Below are 14,686 nucleotides of genomic sequence, written 5' to 3' on the forward strand. Positions count from 1 at the left end.
TCAGGTGATCGGGTGGTGGAGGGTCACGAGCTTGCGCCCGTCGGGGAAGGTCGCCTCGACCTGCACGTCACCGATCATCTCGGCAACGCCTTCCATGACCTGGTCTCTGCGCAGGACCGTGCGGCCCTGCTCCATCAGGTCGGCGACGAGGGCGCCGTCCCTGGCTCGCTCGATGACCCAGGTGGACAGCAGCGCGACGGACTCGGGGTGGTTGAGCCGCACACCACGCGCGAGGCGGTCGCGGGCGACCATGCCGGCCACCGAGAGCAGCAGCTTCTCGGTGTCAGCGGGTGACAGGTGCATGGCGACTCCTCGGGGGCGTGCCGTCCCGGGACGACCTGTTCGACCCGGTGGCACGACGTGGCGTGGTCAGTAGACCAACGCAGTGTTTCGCGCGGGTTTCGACACCGCCAGCGCTAGCGTCGGACGATGCCCCCACGCCCGAACGCCCCGACGGCCGGAGCGGAACGGCGCACCTCGTCGGAGTCGCGCATCGTCATCCTGCCGAGCCCCCTGCTCGGACCGGCCACCTACCTGCCGCTCGCAGAGGCGTTGCGTGACCGGGGGTGCGCCACGGTCGTCGCGTCGCTCCCCGCCAGCGACGTGATGCCCGCTGCCGTGCTGGCCGCCTTCCGTGCTGTGAGCGAGCACCACGGGGCCACCGTGCTCCTCGCGCACAGCAACGCCGGGTTCTACGCGCCCACCGTCGCCGAACCGGCGGGGCTGCCCGTCGTCTTCATGGACGCCGCGCTGCCCGCACCGGGCGTCACCGAGACCCGACTCGCGCCCGCCGGCTTCGCGCAGTTCATCGCGACGCTCCCGCTGGCCGACGGCCTGCTCCCGCCCTGGCCCGCCTGGTGGGACCGGGCCGACGTCGCACCCCTGTTCCCCGACGACGAGTGGCTCGACCGCGCCACCCGGGCAGCCCCGCGGCTCCCGCCCGACTACTTCACGACGCCGCTCCCGGTGCCGCCCGGCTGGGAGTCGAGGCCTGCGGCATACCTCGGTTTCGGTGACACGTATGCCGACGAGCTCGCCTTCGCGACGACCGCCGGCTGGGTGGTGCGTCGCGAGGAGGGCCACCACCTCAGCCACCTCGCCGACCCGGTCCGCGTCGCCGAGGTGCTCGTCGACCTGGTCGCCGGCGGCACGGCCCCACGCTGAGTCGGATGTTCGCGGCCGGGGTCGGGTCCGTGCTCGGGGTTGGTGTCGGTGTCGATGTCCGGTGTCGGTGTCCGGTGTCGTGTCGGCAAGTGCCGCCCTCCGGCAGCGTCGGATCGCTACCGTGAGGGGGTGAAGACTTTCGGGGGGTCGTCCACGGTGGCTGCGTTGGTCGCAGCGCTCGCACTCACGGTGTCGGGGTGCAGCGGCCCGGACGCGACCAGTCCTCCACCACGGACCTCGGCAACCCTCCCCGCCGGCCACACCTGGGTGGACGTGCCCACCCAAGGGGTCTCCGTCGCCGCGCCGCAGGGGTGGGTGAAGTTCACCAGCAAGGACACCCCGGAGAGCCTGGCGGCCGCCGCGAAGGCACTCGGGATGACGGTGGAGGAGCTCAAGGCAACCCTTGCCTCGCAGTACCTGCTGCAGCTGCGCGCTCCCGCTCCCGACCCGAGCAACCTCAACGCCTCCGTCGTCGACCTCGACCAGGTGCCTTCGGAGGGCGCGCTCGTCTCGCAGCTGGAGGCGGCCGGCGCTCAGGACGTGACCGTGCGGCCGCTGCGGACTGCCGTCGGGGATGCGCTGCTGGCCAGGTATCGGCAGCAGGTCGGCTCGGTCACGGTCCACGGGGCCGGGCTGTTCGTCGACACGGGCGACGAGCTCCTGAACCTGACGGTCTCCAGCCCGGACGAGTCGACCGTCACCGCACGCGCCGACGTGCTGGCCACGAGCATCCACCGCACCTGACCAGGCGTAGCCTGAAGCCAGGCAACCCGGCCTTGTCCTCGGGGGTCCCGATGGCTGCTCCTTCACCCGCTGGTCCGCCCACGCTCCGGATGATGAGGTCGCTGGAGCTCGACGAGCACCCGACGCATGCCGTGCGCGACCACCTCTTCACCCTGGCCGCGGCCATCGTCTTCCTCGTGGTGATGGTGGCCCTCAGCCGCTAGCTCTGCCTCGCCATCATCGCCGAGCCTGTGGGCTCTGGTCGTTGCCGACCTCGCGACTCAGGCTGCAGTGGCTCGGTGACCGTGGCGGTCCAGGGGCCAGGTCGTGTGGGTGCGACCGTCCGGTGCAGTCCAGGTGCAGGTGCCGAGCGCGTCCATCTCGACCTGCCAGCCGGCATGGTGCTTGAACCCGTGGTGGGTCGCGCACAGTGACTGGAGGTTGGTGACGGAGGTCGGGCCGTCGGGATGTCGGACCACGTGGTCGAGCTGGCACCGCCTCGCCGCGGTCGCGCACCCGGGGAAGCGACACGTTCCGTCGCGGGAGCGCACCGCCTTGGCCACTCGCGCTCCGGGTCGGTAGGTATTCGGGTCCTGCCACCGGATCGCACCAGTGACCGAGTCGCTGCGGGACAGCCGAACCGTGACGTCGGGGTCGCTCAGCAGCGCCACCACGTCTGCGGGCAGCAACGAACCCAGCAACGGCACCTCGGTGTGCGACGACACGAACCACATCCGGTCGGCGTGGTCGTGCAGCACACCGTCGTCGAGCTCCTCGCAGCCGCCCGGGTCCTCGAACACCAGGGCACCCTGACCGCCGCCCACGCCCCCGGGCTGACCACCCTCGTCCTCGCCGTCGGTCTCGTCGCGTTCGTCGGAACCCACGCCCGCCGGGTGACGCGCCTCGGGGTCGCCTTCGGTCTCGTCGCGTTCGTCGGAACCCACGCCCGCCGGGTGACGCGCCTGGGGGTCGCCTTCGGTCTCGTCGCGGTCGTCGGAACCCACGCCCGCCGGGTGACGCGCCTGGGGGTCGCCTTCGGTCTCGTCGCGGTCGTCCGTCGTGCCAGTGGTCGGGTGGTCGGCCACGCAGGCTCCCGACACGTCCAGCGTGCGCGGCTCGCGCTCGGCGGCGTCGATCGGCGCGACCAGCTCGATCGTGGTGCTGATCGTCGAGTTCGCTGCGACGAGGTCGGTCAGCGCGTCCGCCCTGGCCGCGCCCATCGGCTGCCCGGGCTGGGCGCGAGCGTACTCACCGGCCAGTCCGTCGACGGCGTGCCAGAGGCGCATCGCCGCAGGGGTCGGGAGGTCGGCGACGAGGCGCGTCATGCCCGTGCACGCACCAGGTCGGACCCGGACGTCACTGAGCGTGCGGGCCCGCTCGGCGAACGCAGCGGCCTCGTGCGGGGCGCAGCGGTCGGCCGCTCGCCGGGCTCGGCTCCGCAGGGTGGCGCACGACACCTCCACGAGGCCGCCGGCAAGCACCCGCGCCTCGAACTCGTGCAGCCGACCCGCGTGGACCGCAGCCGACTCCGCGACGACCGCGTCGACACGGTAGGGCTCGAGGTCGCCGGCCCACGCCAGCTCCTGGACCTGCGGCAGGGCGCAGACGAGTCGCCTGGCCTGGTCGATGCGCGTCGACATGGTGCGCGGCGAGACGTGGAGCAGGGCAGCCAGCGACCCGGCAGCCAGGGCCTGCCCGGACACGTGGCCCCTTGGCGAACCACCGGCCGTGGCGTCGCGAGCGTCCTGCTCGACGCGCTCGTCGCAACGCCGGACCACCGTCTCCATCGCCGAGCGCTGGCGCGCCGTGACGGCGCTCACCACCCGCTGCGTCGCGAGGACCAGGGCCTCGGCCTGCTCGACCGGAAGGTCGGCGATCGCGTCGTCCGACAGCCCGAACACCACCCCGGCCAGGACGGCTGGGTCGGTGGCCGCAACGGCCTCGGCGCTCTCGAACATGTGTTCGACTCTACCCGCCGGCACCGACAGCCATGCCCGTCATCCACCACGTCTGCCCGAGACGTGCCAGGCGAGCCGGCCACGCGGCATACCAAGGCAGGCCGCAGGCGCAGTGCCTCGAAAACCACTGGGGCCACTCATGGTTCGCGGGCTACGGTCGAAGACATGGACCGGCCAGCCCTCGATGACGCCCTCACCGATCGTGCGGCGGTGCTGCGCGCGTTCGTGCGGCCGGACGGCAGCCTCACGGCCATCCCGACCCGCATCCGCAAGCGCCTGGTCGTGCTCAACGAGATGGCCCAGCACTTCGAGATCGGCGCGACCTACGACGAGACGCAGGTCAACAACGCGCTGCGGCCCTGGCACGACGATGTCGCGGCGCTACGCCGCTACCTGGTCGAAGAGGGCTTCCTCGAGCGCCGCGACGGGCTCTACTGGCGGGCCGGCGGCACCGTCGACTGACCCACCCCGGTCCCGGACCAGGCCAGCTCGAAGTCCTCGAAGTCGAACCCCGGTGACACCAGGCAGCTCACCAGGGCGTCTGCGTCGGCGGGGAGGGTCCGCTGCCAGTGCCCGGCGGGCACCAGCAGCTGCGCTTCCTCGTCACCGCCCACCGCGACCCCGACCCCCGTCGGGGCCGGGGCGGCGCCGGAGCCGCCCAGCTCGAGGGTGACGACGCCGGTGTGCGCGAGCCACAGCTCGTCGCTCGCGACGCGGTGCCAGGCGGACGACTCACCGGCCGGCAGGAGGAAGTAGATCAGGGTCGCCGCCGACCGGGTGCGGCCGTCGGCGAGCTGGACCGTGGCCGGCGACGCCCAGGTCTGGCGGTACCACCCACCCTCGGGGTGCGGCTCCAGGTCGAGGGCTTCGGCGAGACGAGGCTTCATCCGACCAGTGTCCCTGCCACACTCTGGTCATGCTGAGGCTGGACGACCTCTGGGTCTGGGACTCCTGGGTGGCCGACGACGGCGACCTCTACCACCTGTTCTTCCTCCAGGCGCCGCGCGCGCTCGGCGACCCGGGCAAGCGGCACACCGCGGCCACCGTCGGGCACGCCACGTCGCCCGACCTCGTGACGTGGACCTACCTGGGCAAGTGCTTCGGCCCGGACCGCAGCGGAGCCCAGCGGTTCGACGACCTGGCCATCTGGACCGGCTCGGTGGTCCGCGACGGTGAGCGGTGGCGGATGTTCTACACCGCCGTCTCCACCGCAGGACACCACATCTACGACCAGCGGGTCGGCTCGGCCGTGTCCGACGACCTGCACCACTGGGAGCGCGGCGGTCCCGGACCCGTGGTCCGTGTCGACGGCCGCTGGTACAAGAACCTCGCCAACACCCCCGCGCCCACCGAGGGTCCCGACCTCGAGGGGTCGAGCGAGACCTGGCGCGACCCACTCGTCTTCGCCGACCCCGAGGGCGACGGGTGGCACATGTTCGTCAGCGCCCGCGCCCGCGACGCGGCTCGCAACGACGACGGCGTCGTCGCCCACGCCACCAGCCCCGACCTCGAGCAGTGGACCCTCGGCCCGCCGCTCTGTGAGCCGGGTGCGGGCTTCGGGCAGCTGGAGGTGTTGCAGAACAAGCAGATCGACGGCCGCTGGGTGCTCGTCTTCACCTGCCACCCGCAGGAGATGACTGCCGAACGCAAGGCGCGCACCGGCGACTACTGCACCTGGTCGGTGCCCGGCGCCGGCCCGCTCGGTCCCTGGGACCTCGACGCCGCACGGCCGTTCACGACCGAGCCCGACCTGTTCGCCGCACCGCTGGTGCAGCTGCGCGACGGCTCCTGGGTCATCGTCGGCTTCCGCAACGTCGAGCCGAAGGGACTCGACGGGTTCCACATCATCGACCCCATCCCGGTCACCCTCGACGACGAGGGCTACCTCGTCGCGCGCTGACCCGCCGCCCGCTGACGCGACACCAGGGCCGGGTATGCCGCGTGGCCGGCTGAGCCTCGCGGCACACCGGGGTCGGCCGGGTGCGGTGGTTATTGGCGGGCGCCTGACCTCGTCTGGTGTCTAGGGTCGGGGCATGTTCATCCGCCAGGAGCTCCCGGGCGACGAGGGCGTGGTCCGCGCCCTGCACCGTCGCGCCTTCGCCAAGCCGGCCACCGACGACGCCCCCGCCGTCGACGGCTCGCTGGAGGCGAACCTCGTCGACGAGCTGCGCGCCGATGGTGACCTCCTGGCGCCGCTGTGCCTCGTCGCAGAGTGTGAGGGCCGGGTCGTCGGCCACGTCGCGATGAGCCGTTGCCGACTGGACGACCGACCCGCACCGCTGGCCGCGCTGGGTCCGCTGGGGGTGGACCCGGACCACCAGGCATCGGGGGTCGGGTCGGCCCTGATGCACGCGACGATCGCCGCAGCGGACGCGGTCGGCCAGCGCGGGATCGTGCTGCTCGGGCACCCGACCTACTACCCGCGCTTCGGGTTCGGGCCGGCGGCCGACCACGGCATCACCCCGCCGCAGGACTGGGGGCCGGCCTACTTCATGCTGCGCCGGCTCGGCTCGTGGGGCGACGGTCTGTCGGGGGCGTTCCGCTACGCGCCGGCGTTCGAGCGGCTCGACGGCTAGCGCGGCTGGCGCGGCTGGCGCGGCTGGCGCGGCTGGCGCGGCTCGCGGAGCCGGCTCAGCACCTCGGCCAGGTCGGTCAGGTCGCGGGCCTGCTCGGGGGAGAGGCCGGCCAACGGGGTGCTTGCAAGTCGCGCATAGACGGCGGCCATCCCGAGGAACAGCTCCGGCCCGACCCCCGCGCCCTCCTGGGTCGCCGCGATCTGCTCCATCTCGGCGACGAACCGACCGCTCTTGCTGGTCGCGACCGCGATCCGCCGACCGGCCGTGGCGGCTGCGGCAGGGAACTCCTCGGCGAGGTCGGCCAGCACGACGTCCAGCACCCCGTGGGCGTGGGCGGTCTGGAGCGCCTGCACCCACAGCGCGGTCGTGCCCTTGTAGACCGACGCCGTGCACATCTTCACCGCCGACGCCGACCCGACCTGCGTCCCGACGATGTGGGTGCGCAGGCCGTCGGCGGCGAGCTCGTCGAGCACGGAAGCCTGTTCGCCGGCGAGGTAGAGCATGGTGTCGCCACCGGGCTGTGGTGGTCCGCCGCTGATCGCGCCGTCGACGAAGACCAGTCCCGCTGCCTGCGCGACGTCGGCCAGCGACCGAACCGTCGCGGGTGACACGGCGTTGAGGTCGGCCACCACCGGACTGACGCCGGCGGTCGACGCAGCATCCACGATCGCCGCCATGACCGTGCGCGCGTCACCGGGCGGCACGACGCTGACCACCACGTCACTCGTGGACACCACGGACGCGAGGTCGGGCAGCAGCTCGAGACCGCGCGCCAACGTGGCGGTGCGCCCGCTGCGCCCGGCGACCGTCGCCACCACCCGCGCCCCCGCGGACTGCCAGGCCCGGCCCAGCGCGGCGCCCATCGCCCCGGGGGACACCACCCCGATCGTCAGCGGTCCGTCCATGGCCCCACCCTAGGTCGGCCCGGTCCTCGGACTCCTCGTCGCCCGTGGTCCCGTCGGCGAGCTCCCGCAGGAGCTCGGACTCCTAGTCGCCCGTGGTCCCGTCGGCGAGCTCCCGCAGGATGTCGAGGTGCCCGTTGTGGCGGGCGTTCTCCTCGACCAGGTGCAGGATCACCCAGCGCAGGGTGGGGTGCTCGCCGGTGCGGAACGGCGTCTGCGACCGGTCGTCGAGATCGAGCCCGGCGATGATCGCGTCGGTGCGCTCGGCCTGCTCGACGTACTCGCGCAGCGTCTGCTCCAGCGGAGTCGTCGCCCCGAGGCTGAACTCGCGGTCCGGCTCCTCGTCGGTCCACGGCCCGAGGTCGGGGCCGCCCACGAAGCGGTTCTCGATCCACGAGTGCTCGACCCAGCGGAGGTGGTTGACCACCCCGCCGCGCGTCATCAGCGGCGAACCGGGCAGCGGAGCGGAGCCCACGTGCTCCTCGGCCAGCCCGCGCACCTTCTCGGCGGCGGTGTCGCGGGTGTACTGGAGCATCGTGAGCAGGGTGGTGCGTTCGTCCCAGGCATCGGGGCTGTCGGTTCGCGTCATGCGCCGACCCTGTCGCACGGCACCGACAGGCGCCACCAGTTTGTCGGCCGGCGCGCGGTCGGCTGGCGCGCGGTCGGCTGGCGCGCGGTCGGCCGGCGCGAGGTCGGCCGGCGCGCGGTCGGCCGGCGCGCGGTTGGCTGGCGCGAGGCCGGCTGGTGGGCGGCGGCCAGGCCTAGTTGGGGTTGAAGCCGTGCTCGGGGTCCGGCGGCACGACGCCGAGGGTCCTGGTCAGCTGGTGCTCGCGCCGCACGAGGCGCAGGCCCAGCCGCAGCCGGGTCTCGGTGTCGGTGGCGGCGAGCAGCCGCTGGCGGTCGCCGAGGTCGAGCCCCACTGCCGTGCCCACGGCATACGAGAGCTCCTCGGGGTCGTCCGGCCACGCCGGGTCGTCCGCGCCCAGGGTCGTGGCGTAGTCGTGCAGCGCGACGCGCAGCCGGTCCGCGAGCTCGGCGACCGCGCCGGCGTCGCCGGTGTGCTCCTCGAGCAGGGTCACCTCACCGGTGAGGTATGCCGTGCCGGCGCCGGCCAGGAGCGCGTCGAGGTGGAACCGCCGCACCCCCGTGGAGACCACGAGGTAGCGGCCGTCGTCGACGCGGGCTGCCTGCACCACGCGGGCCACGCACCCGACCTCGTGCAGGTCGCGGACGGCGTCAGGGCCGACCTCGTGTCCCTGCCGGATCGCCACGACGCCGAAGTCGGGGTCGTCGGCGCCGTTGACGAGGTCGCTGAGCAGCTCGAGGTAGCGCGGCTCGAACAGCTGCAGCGGCAGGGTCGCGCCCGGCACGAGCACGGTGCCGAGCGGGAACAGCGGGAGCCGGGCCATGCACCCACGCTAGGCGCCCACGAGTCGGCGCGACACCCCAGCGCGCAGTCGTCCCACTAGGCTGCCAAGCGTGTCGCCCTACGTCGTCGTCGCCGCGGTGGTCGCAGTCGGCCTGCTGCTCTTCGTGGCCGCGATGGGGGCCCGTGCCCTGGTCGCCCCCAAGGCGCCGACCCGCGCCAAGCTGACGACCTACGAGTCCGGGGTGGACCCGGTCGGTCGCGACTGGGCGCAGACGCAGGTGCGCTACTTCGTCTACGCGTTCCTCTACGTCATCTTCGCGGTCGACGCCGTCTACCTCTTTCCGTGGGCCCTCGTGGTCCGCAGCAACCTGGGGGCTGCGTCGCTGGTCGAGATCGCGGTCTTCGTCGGCATCCTGCTGGTCGGCCTCGTCCACGCCGCCCGTCGTGGCCTGCTCCGGTGGCTCTGATGGCGACGACCGGGCCGACTCCACCGGCAGCGCAGCCGACGCCGCTGCCGATGCCCCGCGTGGGTCCGGCCACCGACCTCGCGCCCCAACCGATCCGGGTCGTCCTCAACTGGGGTCGCCGCTACTCGCTGTGGGTGTTCAACTTCGGGCTCGCCTGCTGCGCCATCGAGTTCATCGCGGCATCGATGGCGCGGCACGACTTCATCCGGCTCGGCGTGATCCCGTTCGCACCGGGCCCGCGGCAGGCCGACCTGATGGTCGTGTCGGGGACGGTCACCGACAAGATGGCCCCGGCCGTGCGACGCCTCTACGACCAGATGCCCGAGCCGAAGTACGTCATCTCGTTCGGGGCCTGCTCCAACTCCGGTGGTCCCTACTGGGACTCCTACTCGGTGACCAAGGGAGTCGACACGATCATCCCCGTCGACGTCTACGTGCCGGGCTGCCCACCGCGTCCCGAGTCGCTGCTCCAGGGCATCCTCAAGCTGCAGGAGAAGATCGCCGCAGAGACCTTGACCACCAAGGGAATCCGCGCCAAGTACGCCGGCCACCGGCTGGCCTCGGCAGCAGAGGTGAGTCGGCCTCTCGTGCAGCGCCCGGACGGAGCGGTCCCGTGACCGACCCGGGGGCCCTGACCCGCGCCGAGGTCGACCCGGCCGACTGGGTCGCGACGGTCTCGGCTGCGCGCGACGAGGGTTACACGTTCTTCGACTGGCTGACCGCGGTCGACCAGTCCGACGATGAGCAGGCATCCGGGCTCGACATCGTCTGTCATGTGATGGATGGATCGACTCCGACTGCGTTGCGCCGCAAGCTGTTTCGCACTCGGGTGCCAAGCGGTTCCAGCCTCGCCAGCCTGACCGGCGTCTTCCGCGGAGTGGCCTGGCACGAGCGCGAGACCCACGAGATGTTCGGGCTCGACTTCGACGGGTTCGACGACGGCACCGGGCTCGGGCTGCGACCGCTGCTCCTGCCCGACGGCTTCGAGGGCACGCCGCTGCGCAAGTCGTTCGTCCTCGCGGCACGAGCCTCCAAGCCGTGGCCGGGCGCCAAGGAGCCGGGTGAGTCCGAGCACGCCAAGCCGACCGGCCGGCGTCGCGTCTCGGCTCCGGGTGTGCCCGACCCCGAGTGGGGTCCGCGGTGAACGACGCCGTCGAGGTGACGCTGCGCGCGGTCGGGGTCCTCGCCGCCTTCCTCGTCCTGCCCCTGCTCGTGGGCCAGACCGAGCACAAGGTGATGGCCCACATGCAGGGCCGGCTCGGGCCGATGTATGCCGGTGGCTTCCACGGGTGGGCCCAGCTGGTCGCCGACGGGGTGAAGTTCGTGCAGAAGGAGGACATCACCCCCGCAGCCGCCGACAAGCGGGTGTTCCGCTTCGCCCCCGCGGTCGCGCTGGTGCCCTACCTGGTGGCGATGGCCGCCATCCCGCTCAGCCCCGACGTGGTGGCCGCCGACCTGCCTGCGTCGGCGGTGTTCGTCCTCGCCGTCACGGCGGTCGGCATCCTCGGCACCCTGATGGCCGGCTGGGCGAGCGCCAACAAGTACTCCCTGCTGGGAGCCATGCGTGCGGCGGCCCAGCTGCTGTCCTACGAGCTGCCGATGGTGCTCGCGGTGGCGAGCGTGTGCCTGGCCGCCGGCTCGCTGTCGCTGACCGGGATCGTGACCGCGTGGTCACCGGCCTGGCTGCTCTTCCAGCTGCCCGGCGCGGTGGTCTTCCTCGTGTCCGCCGTGGCCGAGCTGCAGCGGCCGCCGTTCGACATGCCGGTGGCCGACTCCGAGATCGTCTTCGGCGCCTACACCGAGTACACCGGGTTGCGGTTCGCCTTCTTCCTGCTCAGCGAGTACGCCGGGATCGTCGTCATGTCCCTGCTGTTCGCCGTCCTCTACCTCGGCGGCTGGCACGGCCTCGCCAGCGACCAGCTCGGGTGGCTCTGGACGCTGCTCAAGGGGTTCTGCATCGCCGTCGTCGTCATCTGGTTGCGGGTCGCGTGGCCACGGCTGCGCGAGGACCAGCTGCAGCGGCTGGCCTGGCTGGTCCTGGTGCCGCTCGCGCTGGCCCAGCTGGCCCTGACCGGTGTCTGGGTGGTGGCGACCGCATGACGGACCACGGCGTGAGCGAGCCGGCGAAGAAGCCGGGCGGTATCGGCATACCCGGCATCCTCAAGGGCCTGGCCACCACGGCTCGCACGATGGCGAAGCCGACCCACACGGCCGAGTACCCCGACGCGCCGCCGCACCTCCCACCGCGCAGCCGTGGCGTCATCGCGCTGCTCGAGGAGAACTGCACGTCCTGCATGCTCTGCGCCCGCGAGTGCCCGGACTGGTGCATCTACATCGACTCCCACAAGGAGACCATCCCCGCGACGACCCCGGGTGGGCGTGAGCGCCAGCGCAACGTGCTGGACCGGTTCGCGATCGACTTCAGCCTCTGCATGTACTGCGGCATCTGCATCGAGGTCTGCCCCTTCGACGCGCTGCACTGGAGCCCGGAGTTCGAGTACTCCGAGCTCGACATCCGCGACCTGCTGCACGAGAAGGAGCGGCTCGGCCAGTGGATGCCCACCGTGCCACCGCCCTCGGCGCTCGACGAGCGGTCCGCCGAGCCGGCCGAGATCGGCGCGACCACCCGACCGGGCCGGCTCGTCCGCAGCACCCCGGCGCGGCCGGCGCCCACCCGTGCCACCCCGCCACCCGGTCCGGCGCCCGAGCCCACCCCGCCAACGGCTGCACCCGAGGGCCCGGAGCCGGCATGACCGCGCTCGACGTCGCCTTCGCCGCGGTCGGCCTCGTGACCGCGGCGAGCGGGCTGCTCGCCGTCACGACCCGCCACGTCGTGCACGCCGCCCTCTGGCTCGTGGTCTGCCTGGGCGCGGTGGCCGGTTGCTACCTCGTGCTCGGGGCCGAGTTCGTCGCGCTGGTGCAGCTGCTCGTCTACGTGGGCGCCATCGTCGTGCTCGTGCTCTTCGCCCTCATGCTGACCCGGGCACCCATCGGCGCGAACCCCGACATCAGCACCGGGCGCCTGCACCGCGTCCTCGCGGGGCTGCTCGGGGCCGGTGTCACCGCCCTGCTCGCCGCCGCGCTGCTGCCCCTCGCGGGCCCGGCCGTGCCACGGCGCGACACGTCCACGACGGAGGTCGCGGAGCAGCTCTTCGGCACCTGGGTCTGGCCGTTCGAGGTGCTGTCGGTCCTGCTGCTCGTCGCCCTGGTCGCGGCGATGGCGGTGTCGCGTATGACCCGTCCGCCCGAAAGGGCCGAAGGGGCTGCGCCAGCCGCAGCGGCGGACGAGGGCGGGGCCGCATGATCCACCTCGCCGGCCCCTACCTGCTCGCCGCGGTGCTCGCCGGGCTGGGCACCTACGGCGTGCTGGCCCGTCGCAACGCCGTGCTCGTGCTGATCGGTGTCGAGCTCATCCTGAACGCGGCCAACCTGCTGCTCGTCTCGGTCGCCGCCAGCGCCGGCGACCGCTGGGCGGCTGGCAACGTCCTCACCCTCTTCGTCATCACCATCGCCGCGGCCGAGGTGGTCGTGGCCCTCGCCGTCGTGCTGGCCGTCTACCGCCTGCGCGGCGACGTCGACCTCAGCGAGCGCGCCGAGACCGGTGCACCCACGGAGGCGGAGCACGGGGTCGCGGGCGAGGTGCGGTCGTGACCGACACCGCCACCCGGCTCGTCGTCCTGGTCCCGGCCGTCGCCGCCCTGCTCGGCCTCCTGCTGGCCCGCCGGGCCGACGTCCGCGTCCCGCGAGCCGTGGCCATCACCACGTCAGCCGCCGGCATCGTCGTGGCGCTGCTCGAGGTGCTCGGCGTGCACGGGTCGTCCGGCGGCGGCACCCTGTCGACCGTCCCTGCGCTGGCCGCCGGCGAGCTGCGGATCCCGTTGCAGCTGCAGGCCACCACGGCCACGGCGACCATCGCGCTGGTCGTCGCCGTCGTCGGCTGGGCGGTCCAGGTCTTCGCGGGCTGGTACCTGCGCGACGACGACCGCTACGGCGTCTTCGCCGCCACCGTGTCGCTGTTCACCGCCGGCATGCTGCTCACCGTCCAGTCCGCCGACCTCGTCCTGACCCTGGTCGGCTGGGAGGTGATGGGCTGGTGCTCCTACCTGCTCATCGGCCACTGGAGCCGCAAGGAGTCTGCCGGCCGCGCCGCGCTCAAGGCCTTCCTCGTCACCCGCCTCGCGGACGTCGGCTTCGTCCTCGGTGTGGTGATCCTGGCCGCCGGCGCCGGCTCCACGGCATACCGACAGGTCCTGCAGAGCTGGGCGAGCACCGGCTGCGACGACGCCGGGGCCTGCGCGGCGCCCAACGGCGGCCTGCTCAACGCGGCCATGGTGCTGCTCGTCATCGGTGTCCTCGGCAAGTCGGGCATGGTGCCGTTCCACGACTGGCTGCCGGACGCGATGGAGGGCCCGACCCCGGCGTCCGCGCTCATCCACGCCGCGACCATGGTCGCGGCCGGCACCTTCGTGCTCGCCCAGCTGTTCGACGTGCTCGCGGCCGCCGACGGCGCGCGCTGGCTGCTTGCCGTGAGCACCGCCGTGACCATGGTGTATGCCGCGGTGCTGGCCTTCGGGCAGAGCGACCTGAAGCGACTGCTCGCCTACTCGACGCTGAGCCAGGTCGCCTTGATGCTCTCGGCCCTCGCGGTCGCCCCGGCCGACGAGGGACCGGGGGCAGGGGTGCTGCACCTCTACTCGCACGCCTTCTTCAAGGCGTTGCTGTTCCTCGCGATCGGCTGGCTCAGCGTGACCGTCGGCGGCACCGCCGCAGCGACGATGCGCGGCGGCCTGCGGGGTCATCTGTTCATCCGGCCAGCCATGTTCGTGGGTCTGCTGTCCCTCGCGGGGGTGCCCCCGCTGGTCGGGTTCGTCTCCAAGGAGCACGTCCTCGCGGCGGCTGAGGCCGGCACGGGGGACGGTGCGGCGCGGGCCTGGCTGGTGCTCCTCGCCGGGCTGCTGACCGTGGTGCTGACCGCGGCCTACTGCATGCGCGCCTGGCTCGTCCTCGACGACTTGAGTGCGGCCGAGATCCAGCGCCACGACACGGATTCCGCGTCCCTCGGGGTGCGTACCGTCGTCATGGTCCTGGCCTTCCTCACCGTCGTCGGGGGGCTCGTCGTGTTCACGCCGTTGCTCGACGTCGGCGGTCGCATCGGCTGGCTGGTCGCGGTGCTCAGCATCCTGCTCATCGTCGGCGCCGGTCTGGCCGTGCGCTCGGTCGCGCAGGGCGAGGACGCGGCTGCTCGCGTCGTCGGCCAGCGGATGCCCGCCTTCGACGCCGGGCTCGGGGTCGACCGGCTCTACGTGTCGCTGGTGGCGCAGCCGGTGCTCGCGCTCGCCCGACTCGTGGTCTTCCTCGACCGGGAGGTCGTCGACGCCTACGTCCGCGGCGCGGCCACCGCGGCCCGCCTCGGCGGGACAGGTGGACAGCGGGTGCACCGGTCCGAGGTGGCTGCCTCCGGGCTGGCCTGGGTGGTGGCCGGCGTCGTCGCCGTCGCGCTGGCAGGGGTCGCGCTGTGGTGACCCGA

The 14,686-nt window shown here is 72.9% G+C and carries 19 protein-coding genes; 13 read left to right on the forward strand and 6 right to left on the reverse strand.

Features of this window, described 5'->3' with window-relative positions; all coding sequences use genetic code 11:
• A complete protein-coding gene (locus BLQ34_RS18040) occupies positions 1-303 on the reverse strand; it encodes an urease subunit gamma (RefSeq protein ID WP_091788715.1) in 303 nt (100 codons plus the stop codon).
• A 126-nt stretch (positions 304-429) separates the two neighbouring features.
• On the opposite strand from BLQ34_RS18040, the gene BLQ34_RS18045 reads away from it, so the two are divergent.
• Positions 430-1,164, forward strand: a complete 735-nt coding sequence (locus BLQ34_RS18045; RefSeq protein WP_091788718.1) for an alpha/beta fold hydrolase — start codon at positions 430-432, stop codon at positions 1,162-1,164.
• A 129-nt stretch (positions 1,165-1,293) separates the two neighbouring features.
• Positions 1,294-1,908: a hypothetical protein gene (locus tag BLQ34_RS18050; protein ID WP_157693132.1), complete on the forward strand. Its 615-nt coding sequence runs from the start codon at positions 1,294-1,296 to the stop codon at positions 1,906-1,908.
• A 260-nt stretch (positions 1,909-2,168) separates the two neighbouring features.
• On the opposite strand, the gene BLQ34_RS18055 is transcribed toward BLQ34_RS18050, so the two are convergent.
• The gene (locus BLQ34_RS18055; RefSeq protein WP_091788725.1) at positions 2,169-3,845 is read right to left on the reverse strand and encodes an HNH endonuclease signature motif containing protein; all 1,677 of its coding nucleotides are present in this window, start codon (positions 3,843-3,845) and stop codon (positions 2,169-2,171) included.
• 165 nt (positions 3,846-4,010) lie between these two features.
• Between BLQ34_RS18055 and BLQ34_RS18060 the strand changes: the two genes are divergently transcribed.
• Positions 4,011-4,307, forward strand: a complete 297-nt coding sequence (locus tag BLQ34_RS18060) for a DUF2087 domain-containing protein (RefSeq protein WP_091788728.1) — start codon at positions 4,011-4,013, stop codon at positions 4,305-4,307.
• On the opposite strand, the gene BLQ34_RS18065 is transcribed toward BLQ34_RS18060, so the two are convergent.
• On the reverse strand, positions 4,277-4,732 hold the full coding sequence (locus BLQ34_RS18065) for a cupin domain-containing protein (protein ID WP_091788731.1): 456 nt from the start codon (positions 4,730-4,732) through the stop codon (positions 4,277-4,279). The genes BLQ34_RS18060 and BLQ34_RS18065 overlap by 31 nt on opposite strands.
• A gap of 29 nt (positions 4,733-4,761) precedes the next feature.
• On the opposite strand from BLQ34_RS18065, the gene BLQ34_RS18070 reads away from it, so the two are divergent.
• Together BLQ34_RS18070 and BLQ34_RS18075 are read left to right on the forward strand one after the other, a co-directional pair.
• Positions 4,762-5,745 carry a glycoside hydrolase family protein gene (locus BLQ34_RS18070; protein WP_091788734.1) on the forward strand — a complete coding sequence of 328 codons (984 nt, stop codon included), beginning with the start codon at positions 4,762-4,764 and terminating at the stop codon, positions 5,743-5,745.
• A 133-nt stretch (positions 5,746-5,878) separates the two neighbouring features.
• The gene (locus BLQ34_RS18075; protein WP_091788737.1) at positions 5,879-6,421 is read left to right on the forward strand and encodes a GNAT family N-acetyltransferase; all 543 of its coding nucleotides are present in this window, start codon (positions 5,879-5,881) and stop codon (positions 6,419-6,421) included.
• Here BLQ34_RS18075 and BLQ34_RS18080 read toward each other — a convergent pair.
• The 3 genes from BLQ34_RS18080 to BLQ34_RS18090 all read right to left on the reverse strand — a co-directional run bounded on the left by BLQ34_RS18080 (position 6,418) and on the right by BLQ34_RS18090 (position 8,732).
• Positions 6,418-7,326, reverse strand: a complete 909-nt coding sequence (locus BLQ34_RS18080) for an NAD(P)-dependent oxidoreductase (RefSeq protein ID WP_197674741.1) — start codon at positions 7,324-7,326, stop codon at positions 6,418-6,420. The genes BLQ34_RS18075 and BLQ34_RS18080 overlap by 4 nt on opposite strands.
• Before the next feature lie 82 nt (positions 7,327-7,408).
• On the reverse strand, positions 7,409-7,912 hold the full coding sequence (locus tag BLQ34_RS18085; RefSeq protein WP_091788740.1) for a DinB family protein: 504 nt from the start codon (positions 7,910-7,912) through the stop codon (positions 7,409-7,411).
• Positions 7,913-8,084: 172 nt separating this feature from the next.
• The gene (locus tag BLQ34_RS18090; RefSeq protein ID WP_091788743.1) at positions 8,085-8,732 is read right to left on the reverse strand and encodes an LON peptidase substrate-binding domain-containing protein; all 648 of its coding nucleotides are present in this window, start codon (positions 8,730-8,732) and stop codon (positions 8,085-8,087) included.
• A 70-nt stretch (positions 8,733-8,802) separates the two neighbouring features.
• On the opposite strand from BLQ34_RS18090, the gene BLQ34_RS18095 reads away from it, so the two are divergent.
• From BLQ34_RS18095 to BLQ34_RS18130, 8 genes are read left to right on the forward strand one after another with little or no spacing between them, the layout of a single operon-like run.
• Positions 8,803-9,159: an NADH-quinone oxidoreductase subunit A gene (locus BLQ34_RS18095; RefSeq protein WP_091788746.1), complete on the forward strand. Its 357-nt coding sequence runs from the start codon at positions 8,803-8,805 to the stop codon at positions 9,157-9,159.
• The gene (locus BLQ34_RS18100; protein WP_091788749.1) at positions 9,159-9,776 is read left to right on the forward strand and encodes an NADH-quinone oxidoreductase subunit B; all 618 of its coding nucleotides are present in this window, start codon (positions 9,159-9,161) and stop codon (positions 9,774-9,776) included. The genes BLQ34_RS18095 and BLQ34_RS18100 overlap by 1 nt, the downstream gene beginning before the upstream one ends.
• Positions 9,773-10,303: an NADH-quinone oxidoreductase subunit C gene (locus BLQ34_RS18105; RefSeq protein ID WP_231961353.1), complete on the forward strand. Its 531-nt coding sequence runs from the start codon at positions 9,773-9,775 to the stop codon at positions 10,301-10,303. Before BLQ34_RS18100 ends, BLQ34_RS18105 begins: the two co-directional genes overlap by 4 nt.
• Positions 10,300-11,259: an NADH-quinone oxidoreductase subunit NuoH gene (gene nuoH, locus BLQ34_RS18110; RefSeq protein WP_172829425.1), complete on the forward strand. Its 960-nt coding sequence runs from the start codon at positions 10,300-10,302 to the stop codon at positions 11,257-11,259. Before BLQ34_RS18105 ends, nuoH begins: the two co-directional genes overlap by 4 nt.
• 11 nt (positions 11,260-11,270) lie before the next feature.
• Complete coding sequence (locus BLQ34_RS18115; protein WP_231961354.1) at positions 11,271-11,912, forward strand: NuoI/complex I 23 kDa subunit family protein; 642 nt, start codon at positions 11,271-11,273, stop codon at positions 11,910-11,912.
• Positions 11,909-12,463: an NADH-quinone oxidoreductase subunit J family protein gene (locus BLQ34_RS18120; RefSeq protein ID WP_091788759.1), complete on the forward strand. Its 555-nt coding sequence runs from the start codon at positions 11,909-11,911 to the stop codon at positions 12,461-12,463. Before BLQ34_RS18115 ends, BLQ34_RS18120 begins: the two co-directional genes overlap by 4 nt.
• Positions 12,460-12,810: an NADH-quinone oxidoreductase subunit NuoK gene (gene nuoK, locus BLQ34_RS18125; RefSeq protein WP_172829426.1), complete on the forward strand. Its 351-nt coding sequence runs from the start codon at positions 12,460-12,462 to the stop codon at positions 12,808-12,810. The genes BLQ34_RS18120 and nuoK overlap by 4 nt, the downstream gene beginning before the upstream one ends.
• Entirely contained in the window at positions 12,807-14,681 is a 1,875-nt protein-coding gene (locus tag BLQ34_RS18130) for an NADH-quinone oxidoreductase subunit 5 family protein (RefSeq protein WP_091788762.1), read from the forward strand. Before nuoK ends, BLQ34_RS18130 begins: the two co-directional genes overlap by 4 nt.
• The last annotated feature ends 5 nt before the right edge of the window (positions 14,682-14,686 follow it).

This window comes from Pedococcus dokdonensis (assembly GCF_900104525.1).
In the GTDB taxonomy this organism is placed as follows: domain Bacteria; phylum Actinomycetota; class Actinomycetes; order Actinomycetales; family Dermatophilaceae; genus Pedococcus; species Pedococcus dokdonensis.